The sequence below is a fragment of the Gluconobacter thailandicus F149-1 = NBRC 100600 genome (assembly GCF_000964465.1).
Lineage (GTDB): Bacteria > Pseudomonadota > Alphaproteobacteria > Acetobacterales > Acetobacteraceae > Gluconobacter > Gluconobacter thailandicus.
Map to the genome: position 1 here is coordinate 152,333 of NZ_BANH01000017.1, position 21,020 is coordinate 173,352.

Here is a 21,020-nt window from a genome sequence, read left to right on the forward strand (position 1 = left end):
CGTTTGCGAAGCGCAGAAATCAGGGAAATTCGGACAATGAGTGTGGAACCACCTTCCACCATTAAATGGCTTGTGAACGCTGTTGGCGAAGACGTTGCTCTGGCGTTTGTGGAGAGCATGGGTGGGCGGCGTGTGTGGGTTCCGCGCAAGTGGGCTGGCTCCAATTTCGCAGAGTATCATGGGGAAGAAATTGCAGCTGTGATGAGCGCGCAATATGGCGGTGAACACTACGATGTGCCGCTGTGCCGGGAATGGCGTGCAATGATGCTGTATTGCCAGGGCATTCCGTTGAGCGATATTGCGTTTCGGGTTGGATGTTCACGGTCTGCGATCATCCGCATTCTCGGCGGCAGGACACGGAAGATCGTTGCCAAACGAGAGCAGTCCCAGCAGGATGTGCGTCAGTTCGCATTGTTCGGCTGAGTTACGGGGTGCAGTCGCACCCATGATAGAGGACGCACCCTCCCCGTATTCTGCCGGGTATGCAGATCAACTTCGACATTGCCGCACAGTTCACCTCCGCACGCGAGGGTCGATATCAGTGCATCCGGACTGACGCCGGAAACTGGACACTTGGCCAGATTGGCCAGGGTAATCTGGTGGGGACCATGCGCGGCATCAGTGCGCCTGTGATGGGGCAATGGCTGGGCAATCCGGCCATGGTCACGAGCAGTGTCATGAAGTCGATTACAGATGACACGTTCAAGGCGATTGCCCGTTCCCTGTTCTGGCGCGCGATCAACGGCGATCAACTGCCGCCTGGTCTTGATCTTCTACTGTTTGATTTCGCCTTCAATAGCGGTGTGGCGCGGGCGGCCAAGCAGTTGCAGCGTATCCTGCATCTGGAGCAGATCGACGGGGACGTTGGCGAGGACACGCTTGAGGCGGTTCTGCATGCACCTGTTTCGGACATTCTTCTAGCCCTCTCTGATAAATACGTTCGGCGGCTCCAGGATGATCTGGGCGTGGCGTCAGACGGCATTATTGGTCCGGGCACGCTGAAGGCGATCAAAGCGCAGGATGCTCGGCTGCGGGCGCTTATTTATGCCTGTGCCAGCCAGCAGGACGCGGCTTACCGCTCTTTCAAAGGATTTGCGCAGTTTGGCCGAGGGTGGCTCGGGCGGCTGGATCAGCGTGTTGAGGCTGCGGTGTCGCTTCTGACATCTGTGCCCGCGCTGACGTGACGGTTCTGGCCGTGCTGCGGGCGCGCACCGGCCGGTTAACGTACCTGCGCGAGCACGCGGCGCACTCATGGAGGCCGACATGGCACTCAAGTTCAAGGTAAGCACGCTGACGTCCGTTCTGGCGCTTGCTACGCCCTACGTCACAGGACTGCTGACCAATAAGGGCGCGGCCTATCAGAAGATTGCCAATCAGGCTGTGCGTTCTGCTGTGACGTCTACGGACGGCGGCATCGACAAGATGGTGTCTTCCTTCACCAAGTTCGAAACGGAAAACCCGCTGGTCCAGACGGCCGTCACCGAATTTACGACGCTTGCAAAGGCTGCTGGCTTTAATGTTCCAACGCTTGATGCGGTTCAGAGCCATATCAAGAGCGCCATTTATGATCTGGCGACGGCCATTGTTCCTGCGGATCAGCTGACGGTTGCGCCTGCTGTCACTGCACCTGCTGCCAGCTGATGGGCGACGCGGCCCATGTGGCCGCGAGCGTAGTGTTGCCCTGGCCGGTGATGATCGTTGCCCTTTTATTTGGGCTGGTCGTCACCGTCTGGGCGGTGGTTGCGCTGCTGCGGCATCCGACGTTTGAGCGGCGTATCGCCAGCCTGGAGCGAGGGCACGCGGCCAATGAAGAGCGTGACCGCCACACGGCGCAGATGCTCCAGAAAATTTCCAACGATCAGGAGCAGTCAAACAAGCTCCTGCATCTCATTGTTGAAGGGCATCTGAGAAAGCCATGAAACGCGTTTTATTCGAAGTTTCACTTGTTGCACTGGGTTTTCTAGCTGGCGCGTTTCTGGGCGTGACAGCTGACGCTGTGTGCCCGCCCTCCACTCATTTATCTCGGGGAGAACGGCTGTGAATGCTGTTCGTCAGGTCCTAATTGAAGACCGTCGCTGGTATGTCCTAGATGCGATTGCGCAGATGGCTGACCGCCGTCTGAACGAAGAAATCATTCTAGTAGGCATCCGAGATTCCGGACGCCCTGCTCAGGTGAATGATATTCGGGAAGATCTGGAGCATCTGGAGCGTGAAGGCTGTGTGACGCTGGAACGGTATATTCGCGGTCCTGGGCGTCAGTATTGGATTGCGACGCTAACTGCTGAGGGTTTGCAGGCACGCGATAATTTACGAACCGTTCCAGGTGTTGCTTCTCGGAAGCCACTGTAAATCATGGCGCGGCCATCTTCCATTGATCGCATGCCCGATGAGATCCGCGAGCGGATCGGCCAGTTGCGCGATGGTGGCTCAACCATTGATGAAATTCTGGCGGCTCTGGCTGAGCTGGACGGCGTAGAAATCAGCCGTTCTGCGCTTGGTCGGCACATTCAGAATCTCGATAGGCTGGGTGTGCAGATGCGCCGCTCACGCGATGTGGCGACAGCCTTGGTCGGACGGCTTGGAACCGCAGAAGTCGGGCGTAATGCGCAGCTGAATATCGAGTTGATGCATACGGCCATTCTCGACCTGTTCATGAAGGCACAGGACGGTGACGGTACCGACCTGTCCAAGGGCGGTCAGGCTTTTGCCAAACGTGATCCGATGGGCATTCAGCTTGTCGCGAAGGCGCTGGATCATCTGGCGAAAGCCAGCAAGACCGATGCGGAATATCGGGCCGAAGTAAAGAAACAGGTTCGGGAAGAACTGGCAGCTGAAGCTAAGGAGAATATTAGCAAAGTCGCGGCAAGTCAGGGTCTGTCTGCTGAAACAGCTAAAGCCATCATGGCGGGATTGATCACGACATGAGTGGTATTTTTCTGAAGTGCCAAGCCGAATTTCTCGAAAGCATGATGACAGAACCTGTCACGCTTGAGGAAAAGTCGCGACGAACAGGATTTTCGTGGACTGCATCTTTTGGTGCGGATCTTACGGCCGCAAGTGCGAAAAACGCTGGTGGCATGGACGTATTCTATCTCGGGTACAATCTCGAAATGGCGCGTGAATTTATTGATTACTGCGCTGAGCATGCTGCCGTTATGGAACAGGCAGCGTCAGAGGTTCATGAAAGCTTTTGGCACGATCCAGATCATCCTGAGAAGGACACCAAGGTCTTTCGGATCGACTTTGCATCTGGATTCAAGATCCTTGCTCTGCCATCTCGACCGCGAGCGCTGCGGGGTATGCAGGGCTTGGTTATTATTGACGAAGCTGCGTTCCATGATGACCTGGAAGAATTGCTGAAAGCGGCTATTGCACTGCTGATGTGGGGGGGCCGCGTCGTAATTATCAGCACGCATGACGGTGACACCAATCCATTTAATGTGCTCGTCCAATCCGTTTTGGCCGGGAAAAAGCCGTATAAACTTTTGCGCACAACTCTGGATGATGCTCTGAATGACGGCCTTTACAAAAAAATGTGCGCTCGCAAAGGCGAAGTCTGGTCACAAGAAGTGCAAGACAAGTGGCGCGATGATCTGATTGCATTTTATGGCGCAGCGGCAGACGAAGAACTGTTCTGTATCCCAAACCCATCCACGGGCGCTTATATTCCTTTGGCGCTGATTGATGCGCGCAGTGAAAAAGGAGTGCCTGTTAAGCGGTGGGCCTGTGACGCGGCCTTTACGCTGATGGCAGATCGCCTTCGTGAAATTGAAGCACGTGCCTTTTGTGAAGACCAGCTTGCCCCTGTTCTGGACGCGCTGGACCCGAAAGCCTCGCACGTTTTTGGTGAGGACTTTGGTCGCTCAGGGGATCTGACCGTGATTTGGGTTCTCCAGATCCGGCCCAATACAGATCGGGCAACAGTTCTTGTTGTTGAGCTGCGGAATACGCCCTTCGAACAGCAGAAGCAGATCCTGCATTATGTTCTGGACCGTCTACCTCGCTTTCGGGCGGGCAAGATGGATGGGCGGGGTAACGGCCAATATCTGGCTGAAGTGACAGTACAGCGGTACGGCTCCCGCGTTGAGGCCGTGATGCTGACTGAGGGATGGTATCGCGACGAAATGCCGCCCATGAAAGCGGCGTTTGAAGATGCGACGCTCACGCTTCCGGCCGATCAGGAAATTCATGACGACATTCGCGCCCTGAAGCTGGTGCGTGGCGTGGCACGTGTGCCGGATCAGCGGAGCGAAGGCGGTACCGGCAAGCGGCACGGCGATGCCGCCATTGCGCTTGCCATGGCTTATGCGGCCAGTCGTTCCGACCCCGAGGAATATCACTTTGAACTCATAAAATCGCCTCGTGAGATCGAGGACAGCAGGCGTCCGGATGGACGCTCTTCCATCGAGCAGGAAATCGCGCGTGAGCAGCTGGGGCGTGGCGACGGAAATATGGGCTTTCGAGGGATGGTGCTGTGACGAATAGTCTTCCTCTGGATCTGGCCTGTGCGGTCATCCTGGTGCTGTGCGCCATTCTTGTCTGGATTGCGCATCTGGCATCTGAAGCACGGGCTGAACGCGATGCGCAGAAGCGCAAAGTTGAGGCGCTGGAAGCCCAGAAGGCCCAGCTCACTCTCTCCCAGGTGCAGGTGTCCACCGCTCCGACAGATAATGCTTTGGCGCAGATCCTGAACAAGGCGGAATTCTGATGCGTTTCTTTCCCCTGGTGCTGGCGATCGTGGCTCTGTCCGGCTGTGGGAGTGTGCCGCAGCATGTCTGCCCTCTGGTCGTGCCATGGTCCGCTGACGATCAGAAAGCACTTAGTCGCGCTTTAGACGCGGATAAAGACCCTCTTATTCATCGGGCAGTTCAGGAAGACGCGGGTTTTCGCGCTTGGGCACGCGGCTGCCAGGGAGCGCAATAACCATGGCTGGAAAACTGATTGATCAGTATGGCAACCCCATTGAACCCAAGGTTCTGACGCAGGAGATTGCGGGGCCGGATTACATTGGCCAGCGCCCTGCCATTCTTTCGGATCTGCCGATCGGTCTGAATCCGGTGATCCTGGGCGAAGCTCTGCGGGCTGCTGACGGTGGCGACAGTCTGGCCTGGCAGACCATTGCGGAACTCATTGAAGAAAAGGACGCGCATTACCAGGGCGTTCTGGGGACGCGGAAACGCTCCGTGGCGCAGTTGCCGATCACTGTTGACCCGGCAAGTGATGATCCGCAGCACAAAAAGCATGCTGAATTCATCCAGGACTGGCTGCGGCTGGGTCTGCTGGAAGATGCCCTTCAGGACATTCTGGATGCCATTGGCAAGGGCTGGTCCGTCCATGAACTGACGTGGGACTTGCAGCCGGGATGCAACCGGATCGTGGCCATGGAATGGCGGCCGCAGCGCTGGTTTGAACCAAGTTATCAGGACGGCGAGACCATCCTGATCCGGGAGGCCAATGCGGAACCGGCTCCGGCGAGTGTTGAGGGTGCGCCGGTTCAGACCGGGTTCAAGGCCATGCCGCCGCACAAATTCATTGTTCACAAGCACAAAAGCTGGTCCGGTCTGACGATGCGTTCGGGCCTGACGCGCACAGTCGCGTTCCTGGTCATGTTCAAGCATTTCACGGCGCGGGACTGGGGGCTGTTCGTCCAGAGTTATGGGCTGCCGCTGCGGATCGGAAAGTTCGGACCAGGCGCGTCTGAAGAACAGAAGCGGGTTCTGCGTCGGGCGGTGTTTGATCTGATGGGTGCAGCTGGCGCTGTTATTCCCGACAGCATGCAGCTGGAGATGATCGAGCCCAAACATGGTGCGGGATCGAACGATATTCATCAGCGCCGCTGTGATTGGCTGGACGCGCAGATCAGCAAGGTGGTTCTGGGGCAGACAGGCACGACGGATAGCAAACAGGGCGCGCATGCTTCCGGCGCAATCCACCGGCTTGTGCAGGAGGATATTGAGCGTGCCGATGCACGGTTAGCGTCCGGCACGATCAACCGTCAGGCGGTCGTGCCGATGATCGACATGACGTTTGGCCCACAGCCGATGGGGCAATATCCAAAAATCAGCATTGGCCGCCCTGATGAGCCAACGGTTGCGGACGTGACGAACGCGCTTCAGTGGCTGGGGCCGCAGGGGCTCACGGTTGCGGCGACTGAAGTGCGTCAGCGCCTCGGGTTCTCTGACCCGGAAGATGGAGAGGAAGTTATTGGCGGACGGGCACCGACGCCGCCTGCCACGCCGCCTCATACGCTTCCAGCCGAGGTGCGGCCTGCGCAGGAAGAGCCGCCCCATGCCAGTGCGCCCACACCGCAGGACGAGGCCGAAGCCGAGACCAAACAGACGCTGCATTCCCAGCTTGGGCAGGTTCTGATCAGGCATACGCGGGAGAATGGACCGGGGCTTGTGTCAGCGCTGTCTGCCAGCGCGGCACGGGAGTGTGCCGAGGGTTTTGCAGCAATGTGCCGCCCTGCACAGGACGCCTACGAACAGGCGACGTCCCTTGAGGATTTCCGTGCCCGGCTTGAAGCCATGCGTCTGCCGCCTGAAAAGCTGGCAGATGCGATGGCCAATGCGATGATGGTGGCGGAGCTGGCTGGCGAAGCCATGGTGCTCGATCAGATGCGCGCTGATGGCTGAGAGCATCCTTCAGGCTGTCAGGTTGCCGCCAAAAGACGCGCTGGCCTATTTCCGGCAGAAGGAAAACGTCTCGACAGATCACTGGACGGATCTGTGGCACGAGGGGCATGCCCGTGGATTCATGGTGGCAGGTGCGGCGTCTCAGGATCTGCTGAAGGATCTGCGCACCGGCGTGGACAAGATCATGTCCCAGGGCATGACCATGCAGGAGTGGCGCAAGGAATTTCCGCAGATCGCGGATCGCTACGGCTGGCAGTATAACGGATCTCCGGGCTGGCGCGCGGATATCATTTACGACACGAACATGACCACGGCGCTGTCTGCGGGACGTTACCGGCGCATGGTCACGCCGGAGGCTCTGGAGCTGTATCCCTTCTGGCGATACACGCATCACGCCTGTCTTCATCCCCGGCCCCAGCATGTTGCCTGGGACGGGTTGATCCTTCCAGCAGATGATCCGTGGTGGCAGACGCATTTCCCTCCGAATGGCTGGCGCTGCCATTGCACGGTTGAGGTTGTGTCCCGCGCCAAGCTCAAACGCATGGGCTGGGAGGTCTCTGAAGCGCCGCCAATCGAGACACGGCCGTGGATCAATCCGCGCAATGGGACGGTGCATCAGGTTCCGGTCGGGATCGATCCGGGTTTTGCGTACAATCCGGGGCGTGCCTGGAAGACGAATGAGGATATCCGTTCCGGGCGTGCGCAAAGCCGTTTCGTGGCGGAAGATGCAGGGCCGACACGCGCTCCCAACCGGCAGCCGATTGCACCGGAGACAACCGGGGTTCGCCCGTCTGTGGTTCCAGAGGCAGCGCCGCATGTGCAGGTTCCAGAACCTGCACAACACCGGCCTTTGTCCGAGCCGGAACAGCGGCATACCGACATCAAGGGCATGCTGGATATCCTGCATTCCCCAGATGGCACGCGGGAGCTGCCTGTGGGGACTGTGCCCGCTGGCGTCCAGGCTGCACTGGGGGCGAAGTCTGACCGTGCCCTGTTCTCGACAGTGACGGCGCGCAAACAGCTGAAGAACCATGCAGATCTGACGGATGATGATTACAGGCTGCTGCCGGAGATCCTGTCTGACCCTGCTGTCATTGCGCATTCACGGGCATTGCATGTGCTGCTGTTCCGTCGCCTGGGGAAACTCTATCGCGCCGTCGTCAAGGTGACGCAGGATGGACAGCATATCTATGTGCAGTCCTTCCACGTCACGACCGTGACAGAGGCGCGTCGAGCCATGAAGGGGCGCGACGTCGTCAAGGGAACGCTGGCAGATCTGGAAGAGGATGGTGACGCACCGGCCGGGCCTCACAGTAACCCGGCATAGCACTCCCCTCGAAACCGAGGGTGTTACGGCTGTGAGAATAACACCGTGTCACAGCACGTCACCGGGCACAGTCTAGCGCGTTCAGAAAAGGATTTCCACAATGGCGTTGATGCAGGTTCGTGGCGACTGGGCACCGATGCGGGGGGCGCTGGAGAAGATTGCCGCGATCAGCCGGTCACCTCAGGCGATCCTTGAAGCGATTGCTCTGGAACTGGAAGACAATACGCGGCGTCGGTTCACGACGAACGTTGCGCCGGATGGCACTCCTTGGGCACCACTCAATCCAGTCTATGCGTCCAGCCGCAAGCCTTTGCCGATCCTTGTACAGAGCGGGCAGCTCCGCCAGCAGCTCCCCACTGAAGTTCGAGGTCCTACGATCATTGTCGGGAGCGCTATGCCTTATGGTGGCACACATCAGTTTGGAGCCACGATCATTCCCAGGACTGAACCTCGCCTGAAGTTCAAAATGGGTGGGAAATTTTTCTCGCCTAAAAAAGTTGTCATTCCGGCCCGGCCATTCCTCGGCTTTGGCGCTGAGGACCGCGTGGCTGTCGAGGAGCAGCTGCATCTTGCCCTGGAACTGGCAATGCGGGCACGATAGGCATGCATGGGGTGGTCATTGTGTTTTTGAACACGTTTAAAACGTTTTAAGACGGGTCTGGAGCGCGTTTCAGATGTCTCTGGGGGGATTGGATGTCCCGGACTGGCTCTGACGGCACACAGCGTGAAATTTCCGGGGTGCATTCGCGCCCCTGAAGAGAGATCTCTTTCCGCCCGATAGTGGCGGCAATGAACACCGCTGTCACCCTTCTTGATCTGGCACAGCCTTCCACCGGAACCGACGCGGTTCCGCAGTGGGTGCATCTCTGTCCGGCAGGCACATTCAAAGGCATCAAGGGAGATCCCGTGACGCTGGCTGATCCGGATGCCGTCATCCGTGCATCCATGGCGGCGGGAAAGCTTGTTCTCGATGAAAACCACTCGACAGATCTGGCTGCCCCAAAAGGTAAGCCAGCGCCTGCTCGTGCCTGGATCACGCGCATGGAAAACCGTGCGGATGGTTTGTGGGGTATGGCCGACTGGACGCCGACAGGCCGCAGTCTGATGGCGGCGAAGGAATACCGGGCGATTTCCCCGGTGATCGAGAGCCGTGGTGGTGTTGTCACACGAATACTGCGTGCTGCCCTCACAAACGATCCAAACCTGACGTTGGTGACGCTGCACTCCCAAAATACTCCGGAGAAGACGATGGATATCGCAAAAGTCCGTAAGGCGTTGGGATTGCCCGACACCGCGACGGAAGAAGACGCGCTGGCAGCCATGACTGAAAGCCGGACGTCCGTGACCCTGCACAGCAGCGTGGCGACGGTGCTTGGCGTGGATGCCGGTGCTGATAATTCTGCCCTGCTGGCAGCGCTTCAGACGCGCCTGAAGGACAACACGTCCAATGACCGTGTTGCGGAGCTGGAAGGTCAGATCAAGACGATCAAGGAACAGGCATCCCGTGACAAGGTCATGGGACTGATGGCCCAGGCTACCGCTGAGGGTGCGGTCATTACCGACAAGCAGCGTGACAATCTGATCACCCTGCATTCCTCAAACGCTGACTTCGCTGTGGACCTGATCAAGGGTCTGCCGCGCACGAACCTGAACGGCACGAAGGTCACCCGCCATTCTGCCGCAGGGGCTGGCAGCGAGATCCGCACGGGATCGTCTGACGCTGATCTGGAAAAGATGGCGTCGGCATTCGGCGTGAGTGTTGCTGACATCAAGAAGGAGACCGGTCGTGGCGCTTAAATCAGATCGCGTTCTGGTCCGGGCCCTTGGGCCGCGCCTTCGTCCGTTTGGTCTGCCGTGTGCAGCAAACATGACTGTGTTCCGGGGTTCGATCGTCATTGTCTTTTCTGACGGAACGATTGCACCGGCCGGAACGGCAACCCCTTCGGGCCTGACTGTGGCTCCCAAGGTTGCGGGCATCGCAATGCACTTCCAGAGCAATGTCTCCAATTCTCCGGTGATGAGCGGGCAGTATGGCCCCGGCCGTGTTGAGCTGGATCTGGGCACTTATGCGTTGCCGTTCGACACGGCTCCGACCTGGGACAAGTTGAACTCTCCGGTTTACGCCGTGGATGACGAGACCGTCTCCCTCACCGAAACCCCTGAAGGCGGCAGCGCCCGGACACTGGTCGGCACATTTGTCGGCCTGGATGAGACCGGCACGCCCTTCGTGACACTCTGAGGAACTGATCCGTGGAAATTAATGCGGGTAACATCAACGCCCTGTCGGCCTCGCTGAATCTGGCGTTCAACAAGCCGATTGGAACTGGTCCCAGCCAGTACAAACGCTTTTCGATGGAAATGCCGTCCGATGCCGGGGAAGAGTTTTATCCCCGTCTGGCAGAGCTTCCGGGCTTTCGTGAATGGATTGGCTCGCGTCAGGTCCATGAGCTGGAAGCAGAAGCCTATATTCTGAAGAACAGGACGTTCGAGCAGACGATCGGCGTCAAGCGGACAGACATTGAAGACGACAAGCTCGGTTGGCTTTCGACCTTCGTCTCACAGCTTGGTCAGGACGCGGCCGAGATGCCGGACAAGCTCTGTTTTGAGGTTCTTGGTGCAGGCGACAAGATCCAGTGCATCGACAAGCAGTACTTCTTTGACACCGATCACATGGCGATCGGCGAAGACAAGGTGCCGTTTGTTTACTCCAATTACGCCACCCCAAAAGATGGCGAGACGGCAGGACCAGCCTGGTACCTCCTGTGCACAACCCGTGTTTTCAAGCCCATTATCTGGCAGCCACGTCGCCCCTTTGCAATTACGGCAAAGACCCGTCTGACCGACGATAATGTCTTTGAAGACGATCGTTTTGTCTGGGGTGCTGATGGACGTTGCGTGGCCGGTGTCGGCATGTGGCAGCTTGCCTACAAGAGCATTCGCCCGCTGAACCAGGACAGCTTTGAGGATGCGCTGGCGGCAATGGCCAGTCTCTGCCGCGCAGATGGCACGCCTTACGGGCTGGTACCTGATCTCCTGGTCGTACCAAGCAATCTTCAGAAGGCCGGGCGCTATCTGCTGAAATCAGATTTTGCGCCAACGGTGCTCAACGGCGCGTCCGGCACCGCGTCCAATCCATGGGTCGGTGCGGCAGAGCTGATGGTCTCTCCACGCCTCTCCCAGAAGGTAGGAGGCTAAGTCATGGATACGCCTGAAGGGAATGACACCGTGGACAATGAAAAGAACAAGGATGTGAAGGCACCTGTCATGCCGAAGGACACCAAGGCGAAGGCTCCGGCAAAGGTTCTCGGGCATGTCCTGACGAAGGGGCACGCGATCAAGTTGCATGAAGGCGACATCGTTGTGACCTGTTCCGAGCCCGGCTTCCGTCGTGCTGGACTGGAGCATCCTCATGTGAAGGTGCACTCTGAAGGCAGCCTGACCGAAGCCCAGCTGAAGATGCTGCGAACCGAGCCGAAGATCACCGTGATCGAGATCGGCGGCTGACATGGCTTATGCCACCGTCCAGGACATGATGACGCGGTTTTCCGAGCAGGAAATTCTGGAGGTCACGACGCCTCCAGGAGAGAGCTACGGCCAGATTGATCAGGTCAAGGTTCAGGCTGCTCTGGATGATGCCACCGATGAAATGGATGGCTACCTGCGGCGGCGTTATCAGACGCCGGTACCGGTGGTTCCGTCCAAGATGGTGTCCGTCTGCTGTGCGTTGGCGCGCTTTAACCTGTGCGAGAGCGGATATGTCATCGCAGGGGAGAAAGTCACCGATGCGCATAAGGGTGCGCTGGCGTGGCTGCGGGGCGTCAGTGCCGGGTCTATCGTCCTGGAAGGCGAGTTGCAGGGCAACACCAGCGAGAACTGGGCGGATTATCAGAGCCGCCCAACCTCATACCGGGGGCTGTTCGGATGACCCTGAGCGATAACCAGTATCCGGCAACGCTGGTTGACGGCGACGTTATGGCCGTTTGCTACAGGGCGATTGAAACCGCCTTGCAGACCGTCATGCCTGCGGATGGTAAGTTCCGGTACGTGCCACTCACGCCCCGGCCAAGCGACACCCAGTGGCGGGCATTTACCGGCAAGATGCCGGTTGTCGGGATCGGCTGGCAGGGCTGGCACGCCGGTAAACTGCCGGGAGCAACGTTTCGCGGGCCGCTGGTCTTTTCAGTGGCAATCCTCACAGCGCACCGGCAGCCAGAACATCTCTATGTCGGAGACGGCAAGCTGGCGGGTGCTTTTGGCGTCACGGCGGCGGCCATCGGTGTGCTGAACGGCCTGACTGTGTCAGGAGCCGGGACGGCCTATGTGATGAGCGCATCCAGCGCTGAACTGGCGCAGTTCCTTGAAGAGGGCCAGTCGAGTGTTCTGCTGACGGTGCAGTTCGAAAATGTGGCGCTCGAACTGGAGCGCATTACGCCCCAGCTCGATGATTTCAAAACGCTGTCCAGTGAGATTGTGGACAGCCCTTCAGGAGAACCGACGTGACGGTCAAGCTCGTTACGGCCGCACCGGGGCGTCGTGTTGTGACGCCTTCGGGTGTGGTCGTTCCCGACAAGTTCAAGGTCAACATTTCCGATCCGTACTGGGCTCGGATGTGGCGTGACAAGGACATCGTTGAAACCACTGCCCAGACTGACAAGCCTGTCGGTGGGGCGGCACCGGCGGCGACTGCTGCTCCGGCCGTGGAGAAAAAGTGATGGATTTCGAGCAGATCCCCGGTTCCTGGGCGGTTCCCGGTTCCTATACCGAAATCCGTGAAGTGGCCGCGCCTGGCACGCTGGTGGGCATGCCGTTGCGGTGTGTTCTGGTGGGGCAGATCAGCGGTGGCACGGGTGTGGCCAATACCGTCTATTCGTCCCTGACGGCGGCGCAGGCTGTCGCTCTGTTTGGCGCGGGTTCAGCCGTTGCACAGTCCGTTGCGGCGTTTCTGAAAGAAGAGCCCACACTCACCATTGATGCCGTGGGTGTTGCTCCGGCCGATGGAAGCGTGGCGGCTTCGGCTTCGCTGAAATTCGAGGGCACCGCCACCAGCGGCGGCACGATGGCGGCCATTCTGGGTGGGTATCGTGTGGCGTTCACGGTGACGTCTGGCATGACGGCAGCCGAGGCGGCGCAGGCTTTTGTGGCTGCGTGCAACAGTTCAGCTGCCAATGCGACTGTCAATTATCTGAAGGCAGAGACCGGGCTTTCGGCCACGCTTGGCAGTGATGGCGTCACTGTGACGGTGCAGAGCTGGGAGAAAGGCGCGTTTACCGGCCAGTATGACGTTCGGGTTTCCAGCGCGTCTTATGATCAGGTGGACGGTCTCTCTCTGGCTGTGACACCCATGGCTGGTGGTGCGGGCCTTCCGGATGTGACGCCAGCGCTCCAGGCGTTGGGCGGCACCTGGTACACGGATCTGATCCTGCTGCTGAACGATCAGCCGAATATTACGGCAGCTCAGGTCGAGGCAAAGAGCCGCGAAAATGCGATGAAAGCGCAGGACATGCGCGTCTGGGTCGGGTTTTCCGGCACGCAGAGCCAGATCCTTGCGCTGACACAGGCATTTTCGACGGCCGAAGAGATCGTGTTGATTGCCGAGCAGGCTCCACGCTGGTCTCCGTGGATTGCGGCAGCCGTGGCGGGTGCTGAAGGCGCGCAGGCCCTGAACAGCGATCCGTCCCGGCAGTTGCAGGGCGTTGTGCTGACCGGACTGGCAGGACTTGGCCCGGATGCGGGCGATCAGTTCACGCCGATCCAGCGCAATGTGCTTTTGCATGGCGGCTGCACGACACTGAAATTCAACCGTGACGGGACTGTCAGTTTCGAGCGTGTTGTGACGACACGGCAGGTTAATCCGACGTCAGGACTTGCGCTGGATGGGCCGTGGAACGTGATGATTCCGGCGATCAATGCGCGCGTTCGGTATGAGTGGAACGCGTACTACGCGGAAAACTACCAACGGGCGAAGCTCGCTGACGTGGGCTCTTCACTGGAGAATGTTCCGGGTGTTGTGACTGTCCGGACGCTCAAGGCGTCATGGGTGGCACAGTGTCTGCTCTATCAGGCTCAGGGCTGGATTGATGACGTTGCGACGCTTGGACCGCAGGCTGTGTTCGAGCGCGACAGTCTCGACCGGAACCGGGTCAATTCCACGCTGCCGATCAAGCCCATGGGCTCCCTGATCGTGTTGGCCAATATCCTTCAGTCACAGGTGTAAGACATGGCTCAGACGATTGGTATTTCCCAGGTCTGGTGGCGCGGGAAGAAGTACGACACCCCGAAGGGCACCAAATGGCGCATTCCGGGCATGCAAAATGAGGATCAAGACGCCAGCACGCGGACCCTTCGTTCCATGCGCTGGAACAAGGGCATGGCGCAGGCCACCATATTCATCACCAAGGACGCGGATGAAGACGATTTTGATCCAGCCCTGGGTGAAGGCGAGCTTCAGATCCAGACGGACCTCGGCACGGTTTACGTGTTCCCGGATGCCTATGTGAAGGCAAAGCCGGATGTGCAGGACAATGGTCAGGCACCCGTGACGTGGACCCTCAACACTTACCAGAAGATTTCAGCATGAATCGCAGACTTTCCATTTCCACACCGGAAGACCAGACCATCCCGGAAGCTCCTGCTCTGCCGAAGCTGCCATCAGGTTGTTCCTGGCAGGATGATGGCTCTGTGCGGATGCTTTTGAAGAAGGCTCTGACGAAAGAGACGTCTTCCCCTGCGGGTAAGCACAGTGAGGATATCTCCGAGCTGGTATTCCGGGATCTGACAGCGGGAGACATCATCGATAGCTCCGGCCTTCTCACGGGTGGCAAGCGGACGCTGTTTTTGATGTGTGCATCTTCAGGTCAGTCTGGACCGGCAGGAGAAATGCTTCTCCGCTCTATGGCGGGTAGCGATTACATCAAGGCCACGAGAATCATCGACGTTTTTACGAGCGATGGCCCGATGACTGGAACGTCAGCCTAACGGGCCTGGCAGCGGTTCTGCATTTCGGGCGCTCTGATCTGAGGGCGCTTCGGCTGCACGAACTGCTGTTCTGGTGTGCGTCCGGACACGCCTATTCCGAGCAGGTCCGGGAGAAGACGAAGCAAGAGGAACAGTAATGTCGGGCAATCTGACGGCACAGTTTGAACTGACGCTTGTCGATCAGATGTCCGGGCCGGTCGAGAAGATCGAGCAGATCCTCGGACGTCTGAATTCTACTCTGGACAGGTTGGGTCAGAACCGCACGTTTGATGAGGTCTGGCAACCGGTTCCACGCTGTGCAGAGCAGACGTCCGCCCTGTCCGAGACATTGGAACAGGCCACGGCCAGTGCGGCCCGCATGGGCGAAGGTCTGGACGTGGCGGCGGTCACAGCTTCTGAAGCCGGTGCTGCCTTCGGTCGGGCGGCGGAAGAGGTCATTTCCATGGATGCGGCTCTGGCGCGGACGGGATCTGGCAGCGGTGCGGCCGTCAATGGGCTTGAGGCTGTTACGTCTGCGGCTGATCGGGCGGCGGCGGCTGTTGGCCGGGTATCGCGGGCGACCGGAGAGATGGGGCCGGTTGTGCCTGGTCGGGCTCCTGTTGAGGAAGAGCCAGAAGGTTCACCACGTGAGCGTGGCGGATACGGGCGCAGGGTCTCGGGTGCCACGCAGCATTTTCATGAGGCCACGGAACGCAGCATCGGGCAGGCTTTTGGTGCCGCAGCAGCAGGGTTCGGGTTAGTCGAGCCGGTCAAGGCCGCGTCGGAATACGACAATACCATTCGGCATATCGGGATCGGGCTGGATCTGCACGGGGCTGCGAATGACGCGTTTACCTCTGCCTTCTGGGTACAGATGGACCGTCTGGCGCGTGAAACTGGTCAGCGAGGTGAGGATCTAGCTGAAGGGGCTGGCTTCTTCTCACGTGAAGGATATAGCCAGAAGCGGTTAAACGCTGTTTTGCCGGTCGTGGCACAGATTTCCACGGCTTATAATGCAGCTCCTGATGCTGTGGCGAAGAGTACCTTCGCGCTCCAGGAGAATATGGGCATCAATGATGCCAACCTTGGCGGAGCCCTGGCATCCATCGCATTGGCTGGAAAGTCAGCAGATCTTCCCTTCGAAAAGCTTGCCCCGCTTTTACCTCAGGTCGCAGCAGCCGCTGGAGCACTCGGTGTGCGTGGAAGGTCTGGTGTAGATGACCTTGCGGCGGCATTGGCCGTGGTGCGTAAATCGACGGGGACTGAGGGCGAAGCCGCCACCGATGCCCGTGCTTTTATCCAGGCTATCACTGGCCCTCATACAGCGGCGCAGTTTCGTAAGTACGGCGTCGATATGTTTGGAGAGGAGGACCGTGCGCGTCGGAATGGCGAAGATCCGATGCTGCATATGCTGCGCATTGTCGATCGGATCACACATCGAGGTCAGGACAGGCGTGCACTGGGCACGCTGTTCAGCAATCGAGAAGACCGGGAATTCACCCTGGCTATTCTCGGACACATGGACCAGTACGAAGATATCCATCGGCGGACTTCAGGTGCCAATCAGAGCGTTATTAACGGCGACTATGCTGACGGCATTAAATCCCTACGCATTCAGACGAACGCTTTTGATGAAAGCTGGGAGCAGCTGGAGCGGCGGATGGGCGTCGGGTTTGCGCCGATCTTGCACAACGTCACCACGGGGTTTCATGGACTGACGGAAACGCTTGAGGGTGCTGATAAGCATCTTCCTGGTTTGACGACGGGTATTTTTGGCGTTGCCGGGGCCGCTCTTGCCGGAACGGCCGCGCTCGGGGCGCTTGGTGCCGTTTCTGGCCCGGTTGCAGCCGGGTTTGGCCTGGTCACGGCGGCTCTGGGCGTCGAGGCGGCCGCCGCGGTCGCAGCTGTGGCCAGCATCGCGATTGTCGGCGTTGCTTTGGGGGCCGTGGCTTACGGGATCTATCACAACTGGGATCACATCAAGGCCGAGTTTACTTCATTTGAGCACTGGGTTTCGGGCTGGGGTGATCGGGTCAGTGGCTATATTTCCCACGCTTTCACGCATATGGACCCGAAGATGCCGGGATCTCCGAATTCACGTGGACCGTTGATGGTTCCCACGACCGGGCATGGCTGGAACGCGCCGGTTCATCTCCTGGTCAGTCATGATCCTGGCCTGAAGGTGACGCCTTCCGCTCATCCGTCTGTGCGGACAACAGTCATGCCCACGGGCGGGCGTATGGTGAACCGGCCATGAGTGGAACCTTAAGCACGTTGGGTGTGGGCACGTCTGCTCTGGCTTTGTCCGGGGCGGCTGGCGGGAACCTGATAACGGGTGAGCTGTCGCGGCTTCTGACCACGGCGGCGCTTGGTGGGGTGACGTTCGACATCATCGACAGCCGGGAGGCTGCGGGGCGTCGGGTGCAGCGGTTCCTGTTTCCGGAACGGCCGGTTGAGGACCAGAAATTCCAGGACTTCGGCACGACGGATCAGCCCATCCGGATTACGGGATATCTGGCCGGGGACGATTACGTTCTGCGGGCACAGCGCATGCGCAAGGTGTTCCTGAAGGCCGGTTCCCAGACGCTTGTGCATCCCTGGTGGGGACGTCTGCGGGTCAGGTTGATTGAGCCAGGCGAGATCCAGTTTTCTGCCACGCGCATCCGGATTGCTCAGTTTCAGGTTGTCCTGGTGCGAGATCCCGGACCGTCTGGCAGCAAGGGTCTGTTTGCCGAGATTACGGACACCCTGACGAACCTGCTGGAAGAGGCTGATGCGCTGGTGGATGAGGCTACGCTGGCGGTTCAGGCCGTTCTGGCGCCATTGGCTATTCCGTTGGCCCTGTCTTCCATGGTGGGATCTCTGCTGTCTCAGGCGTCGGGGATTTGGGACAGCCTGACGGCCACGGCACCGCAGCCGCTTCAATCCGGCATTGCCTCGGCACAGGTGACGCTGGCGGCGGGTGTCAGTGCGCCTGTCACGAATGCAGACACGGCCTATGCCGACAGCGTGACGGCAGCGCTGGCGGGTGTCCCGGCTGCGGTGGTGGATGCGATTACAGATCCGTCCACGTCCGTGATTGCGCCGGCACAGCAGGTTGAGGGTGAAACGACCGAGACCGTGGATGCGCAGACGGTGGCCAATATTCTGCTGTCGGGTGCGGTTCAGATCGGGGCCGTGGCAGACAGTCTGTCGTCCGTGACGTCTGTTCCAGGCGAAGCATTAGCACTGGGCGTCGTGGCGCGGGGGCTGATCGTGTCGCAGTTGCTGGGAGCGTGGGGTTCGCTGACATTCGCCAGCGGAGCGGATGCTGTGGCTGCACGGGAACGGTTCATTGCAGCGATTGATGCGCTTCTGGTGGATCTGGAGAATGCTGCGTCTTCGGGTGTCGGTGTGTCGTTGTCCGGGCTGTGGGTGGCAGTTCAGGCCGCGCGGACGGCATTGATTGCGGATTGCTCCTCTCAGGTGGGGCGTTTGCCGGTGGTGGTGTCGGTTCCTCTGAAAACCACGGTGTCTGCCTGGACGCTGGCTTATGCGGTAGCGGGCGATGATGTGACGCAGGTTCAGGGTGTGTTTGATGATCTGGTGACCCGCAACGGGATCTCCCATCCCGCGCTAGTCGGGCCGGGTGACATCGAGGTTCTGGAGCAGACTTCGTGAGTGAGACGGTTGTTTCGCACGGACGGCCGTGGATTGTCCGGATCAATGGCAAGACGATCCACAACTGGACGAGCTGTGAGGCGGGCGTGGATCTGGCAGACATTGCAGGGATTTTCCGCCTGGATTTCGTGGAGGATGTGCCAGAAGCTTCAGGCTATGTGCCGAGCCTTCGCGTGCATGATCGCGTTGAGATTGAGGTGGCGAGCGTTGTCGTCCTGAAGGGCTACATTGAGACGATCAACGTCACGGCCGATGAACATTCCCTTCATACCGTTGCAACCGGACGCGACATCACCGGAGATCTGGTGGATTGTGCGGCCAATCCGAAGGGACCGGCCGAGTATCGGCAGATCCTGCTGGAAACGGTGGTCGGGCACCTGACCCAGCCATTCGGGCTGTCGTTGGATCGGCAGGTTGCGACGGGAGCCCCTTTCACCCTGGTTGCATTGGAGCCGTCTGACACGGTGCTTGGGGCTGTTGAGCGTCTGTCTCGTCAGCGGGGCGTTCTGGTGACGTCTGATGGTGTCAATGGTCTGGTTCTGACGCAGGCTGGGAAGACACGGGCCAAGGATCGGTTGGTCTATCCAGGCGGAAACGTGCAGCGCATGGAAGCGCGGGTTTCGCAGCGGCATTCGGACACATGGGTCAAAGGCCAGTTCAACAGTGTTTTAAGGGGCGATAAAGCGGCGTTAAGCGCGTCTTCAGCACCAGCTGCTCCAACCGCATCAACCGGTCATGCCAAAAAAGAGCTGGCTGCGAATTGTCGATTTGGACACTGCGTTGATACGGGCGTTCCCCGGTATCGGCCGATTGTGCATCTGGCGAAATCACAGGGCGGCGGATCTGCGGCGGCCCAGGACAGCAGCAATCCGACACCGGACAGCTTTGCCCTCGGCGAAGGCGCGTCCGTTCCGGCCGGTGGAGCGTATCGGGCCGGGGCGCGGCACAAAAAGCGCCAGAAAACGGCCGTGCGTCAGGCATCTGATCCATGGACCCTTCAGGACCAGGCCATGTGGCGGATGCGGACGGCCCGTGCCCATGCCACCGCCTATGTTTACACGGTGCCAGGGCTGAAGAATGCAGCGGGCGCGATCTGGCGGCCGAACCAGCTGGTGACGGTGAAAGACCTCTACAACGGCATTGATGGAGACATGTTGATTGGCGCTGTGACGTGGGTCGCGACCGGGCACACCTTCGAGACCCGCATTTCGGTTGTGCCGCCTGACGCCTATGATCTCACAGGAGATGCAGACGCGCCTGCGAAAGCTGGCCATCGCAAGACGCGGCTGTCGCGGTCTGGCGCCTCTGCTCAGACCCAGCTGCTGTTTTACAGTGGGTCCAATTCGACGTCCTCGTCCGCGCTGATTGCATACGGCGGAACGGGCAATGCAGACGGGAATTTGGCATTTGCGGGAGCGGCGCTTCATCCGCAGAACAATAATGGTGGTAGCTTAGGTACGTCTAACAACGCCTGGTCCGGGATTGTCACCCAGACAGCGCCGCAGGTTGTTTCTGACGCAAACGACAAGGACATTGTCGGCACTCTGGGCGACAGTGGTTATGCGGACATTACAACAAAGCTTCGGGCTGCCTGGGCGGCAATCAGCGGCGTTGTGTATACGCTGAAAAACGGTGCGTCTGATCGTCGCCATGTTGGCGTCATTGCTCAGGTTGTACAGGCGGCTTTCACCGCGCAGGGGCTTGATCCTGCGGAATACGGCCTCTGGTGTTCAGAGCCACGAACGCAGATCGTGACGACGAAAAACGAGGACGGTTCTACGACGATGAATGTCCAGCCAGTATACGAGGCTGACGGGAAAACGCAGGCGACCCAGCAGACGCTGCGCTATGAAGAACTCCTCTCTTTGGGGCTGTTTTGTGAGCGGCTGGAACGGTCTGATCTGACGGCCCGTGTTGTTGCGCTGGAGGCCAAGGCTTCCACGGCTGCGGCATAAGGAGGCTGACATGGCGGCTTCCCTGCCGATTGATAACGCCATCTGGAGCCTGCGGGCTTCAGAAACCTATGTGCCGCTGCCGTTTCCGGACAGGGTCGTGATTGTGGCCGCGTCGGTCCCGACGGATAGCGACGGAGTGGCCTGTTCCTTTTCCCTGATGCGCGGGGACTCTGTCCTTTATGCCAACGATAGTGGCAAATGCACCGTAGGCCTCCAGGGGCAGACGAGTGCCAGTGCGTCGAAGCATAACTTCAAAATCAAGGTGAAGAACGCCAGCAAAAATAAAGTCGCGCTCCGCTTCGACACATGGGACGAGAACACCTCTTTCACGATGAAAGCCTACGGCAGTATTCCGGGGAATTTGACGGCCTTTGACCGGTCGATGATCCGTGAAGCGGTCTGTCTGGAACTGTGGCGGCAGATCCGGCGCAGTGATCCGAACAATCCAGGCCATATCGCACCCTGGTATGCGCGCCTGAACAAAACAAC

25 protein-coding genes and 1 pseudogene are annotated in these 21,020 nt (G+C 59.2%); all 26 read left to right on the forward strand.

The genetic code is table 11. The features are described 5' to 3' along the window. The first annotated feature begins 36 nt into the window (after positions 1-36). Positions 37-423: a helix-turn-helix domain-containing protein gene (locus B7444_RS06100; RefSeq protein WP_052001662.1), complete on the forward strand. Its 387-nt coding sequence runs from the start codon at positions 37-39 to the stop codon at positions 421-423. 59 nt (positions 424-482) lie between these two features. Then, the gene (locus B7444_RS06105) at positions 483-1,184 is read left to right on the forward strand and encodes a glycosyl hydrolase 108 family protein (protein WP_048855130.1); all 702 of its coding nucleotides are present in this window, start codon (positions 483-485) and stop codon (positions 1,182-1,184) included. A 79-nt stretch (positions 1,185-1,263) separates the two neighbouring features. Further along, complete coding sequence (locus B7444_RS06110; RefSeq protein WP_035729580.1) at positions 1,264-1,641, forward strand: hypothetical protein; 378 nt, start codon at positions 1,264-1,266, stop codon at positions 1,639-1,641. After that, on the forward strand, positions 1,641-1,919 hold the full coding sequence (locus B7444_RS06115; RefSeq protein WP_035729582.1) for a hypothetical protein: 279 nt from the start codon (positions 1,641-1,643) through the stop codon (positions 1,917-1,919). The genes B7444_RS06110 and B7444_RS06115 overlap by 1 nt, the downstream gene beginning before the upstream one ends. A gap of 118 nt (positions 1,920-2,037) precedes the next feature. Further along, the gene (locus tag B7444_RS06120; RefSeq protein WP_035729583.1) at positions 2,038-2,349 is read left to right on the forward strand and encodes a hypothetical protein; all 312 of its coding nucleotides are present in this window, start codon (positions 2,038-2,040) and stop codon (positions 2,347-2,349) included. Between the two features lie 3 nt (positions 2,350-2,352). Further along, positions 2,353-2,925 carry a DUF3486 family protein gene (locus B7444_RS06125; RefSeq protein WP_035729584.1) on the forward strand — a complete coding sequence of 191 codons (573 nt, stop codon included), beginning with the start codon at positions 2,353-2,355 and terminating at the stop codon, positions 2,923-2,925. After that, the gene (locus B7444_RS06130) at positions 2,922-4,478 is read left to right on the forward strand and encodes a phage terminase large subunit family protein (RefSeq protein WP_048855131.1); all 1,557 of its coding nucleotides are present in this window, start codon (positions 2,922-2,924) and stop codon (positions 4,476-4,478) included. The genes B7444_RS06125 and B7444_RS06130 overlap by 4 nt, the downstream gene beginning before the upstream one ends. Next, positions 4,475-4,708: a hypothetical protein gene (locus tag B7444_RS06135; RefSeq protein ID WP_035729588.1), complete on the forward strand. Its 234-nt coding sequence runs from the start codon at positions 4,475-4,477 to the stop codon at positions 4,706-4,708. Before B7444_RS06130 ends, B7444_RS06135 begins: the two co-directional genes overlap by 4 nt. Further along, entirely contained in the window at positions 4,708-4,923 is a 216-nt protein-coding gene (locus B7444_RS06140) for a hypothetical protein (RefSeq protein ID WP_035729590.1), read from the forward strand. Before B7444_RS06135 ends, B7444_RS06140 begins: the two co-directional genes overlap by 1 nt. 2 nt (positions 4,924-4,925) lie before the next feature. Then, complete coding sequence (locus B7444_RS06145; RefSeq protein WP_007283033.1) at positions 4,926-6,635, forward strand: DUF935 domain-containing protein; 1,710 nt, start codon at positions 4,926-4,928, stop codon at positions 6,633-6,635. Further along, entirely contained in the window at positions 6,628-7,962 is a 1,335-nt protein-coding gene (locus B7444_RS06150; RefSeq protein WP_007283034.1) for a phage head morphogenesis protein, read from the forward strand. The genes B7444_RS06145 and B7444_RS06150 overlap by 8 nt, the downstream gene beginning before the upstream one ends. Before the next feature lie 100 nt (positions 7,963-8,062). Then, positions 8,063-8,563, forward strand: coding sequence for a phage virion morphogenesis protein (locus B7444_RS06155; RefSeq protein WP_007283035.1), 501 nt, complete (start codon positions 8,063-8,065; stop codon positions 8,561-8,563). Between the two features lie 188 nt (positions 8,564-8,751). After that, positions 8,752-9,759 carry a phage protease gene (locus tag B7444_RS06160; protein ID WP_048855132.1) on the forward strand — a complete coding sequence of 336 codons (1,008 nt, stop codon included), beginning with the start codon at positions 8,752-8,754 and terminating at the stop codon, positions 9,757-9,759. After that, entirely contained in the window at positions 9,749-10,201 is a 453-nt protein-coding gene (locus B7444_RS06165; RefSeq protein WP_007283037.1) for a hypothetical protein, read from the forward strand. Before B7444_RS06160 ends, B7444_RS06165 begins: the two co-directional genes overlap by 11 nt. An 11-nt stretch (positions 10,202-10,212) precedes the next feature. Beyond that, positions 10,213-11,157, forward strand: coding sequence for a Mu-like prophage major head subunit gpT family protein (locus B7444_RS06170; protein ID WP_007283038.1), 945 nt, complete (start codon positions 10,213-10,215; stop codon positions 11,155-11,157). A 3-nt stretch (positions 11,158-11,160) separates the two neighbouring features. Next, complete coding sequence (locus B7444_RS06175) at positions 11,161-11,466, forward strand: HI1506-related protein (protein WP_007283039.1); 306 nt, start codon at positions 11,161-11,163, stop codon at positions 11,464-11,466. A gap of 1 nt (position 11,467) precedes the next feature. Beyond that, positions 11,468-11,887: a gp436 family protein gene (locus B7444_RS06180; protein WP_007283040.1), complete on the forward strand. Its 420-nt coding sequence runs from the start codon at positions 11,468-11,470 to the stop codon at positions 11,885-11,887. Next, positions 11,884-12,462: a hypothetical protein gene (locus tag B7444_RS06185; protein WP_007283041.1), complete on the forward strand. Its 579-nt coding sequence runs from the start codon at positions 11,884-11,886 to the stop codon at positions 12,460-12,462. Before B7444_RS06180 ends, B7444_RS06185 begins: the two co-directional genes overlap by 4 nt. Continuing rightward, positions 12,459-12,674 (forward strand): hypothetical protein, encoded by a 216-nt coding sequence (locus B7444_RS06190; RefSeq protein ID WP_007283042.1) that lies wholly within the window; start codon positions 12,459-12,461, stop codon positions 12,672-12,674. Before B7444_RS06185 ends, B7444_RS06190 begins: the two co-directional genes overlap by 4 nt. Continuing rightward, positions 12,674-14,176: a phage tail sheath subtilisin-like domain-containing protein gene (locus tag B7444_RS06195; RefSeq protein WP_007283043.1), complete on the forward strand. Its 1,503-nt coding sequence runs from the start codon at positions 12,674-12,676 to the stop codon at positions 14,174-14,176. Before B7444_RS06190 ends, B7444_RS06195 begins: the two co-directional genes overlap by 1 nt. Positions 14,177-14,179: 3 nt before the next feature. Beyond that, positions 14,180-14,539 carry a phage tail tube protein gene (locus B7444_RS06200; protein WP_007283044.1) on the forward strand — a complete coding sequence of 120 codons (360 nt, stop codon included), beginning with the start codon at positions 14,180-14,182 and terminating at the stop codon, positions 14,537-14,539. Then, positions 14,536-14,937 carry a hypothetical protein gene (locus B7444_RS06205; protein WP_007283045.1) on the forward strand — a complete coding sequence of 134 codons (402 nt, stop codon included), beginning with the start codon at positions 14,536-14,538 and terminating at the stop codon, positions 14,935-14,937. Before B7444_RS06200 ends, B7444_RS06205 begins: the two co-directional genes overlap by 4 nt. A 136-nt stretch (positions 14,938-15,073) precedes the next feature. Next, the gene (locus tag B7444_RS06210) at positions 15,074-17,173 is read left to right on the forward strand and encodes a phage tail tape measure protein (protein ID WP_007283046.1); all 2,100 of its coding nucleotides are present in this window, start codon (positions 15,074-15,076) and stop codon (positions 17,171-17,173) included. Beyond that, complete coding sequence (locus B7444_RS06215) at positions 17,170-18,576, forward strand: DNA circularization N-terminal domain-containing protein (RefSeq protein WP_146911304.1); 1,407 nt, start codon at positions 17,170-17,172, stop codon at positions 18,574-18,576. The genes B7444_RS06210 and B7444_RS06215 overlap by 4 nt, the downstream gene beginning before the upstream one ends. Beyond that, entirely contained in the window at positions 18,573-20,531 is a 1,959-nt protein-coding gene (locus tag B7444_RS06220) for a phage baseplate assembly protein (protein WP_007283048.1), read from the forward strand. Before B7444_RS06215 ends, B7444_RS06220 begins: the two co-directional genes overlap by 4 nt. Positions 20,532-20,541: 10 nt before the next feature. Continuing rightward, positions 20,542-21,020: pseudogene (locus B7444_RS06225) on the forward strand (CotH kinase family protein); the annotation flags it as partial.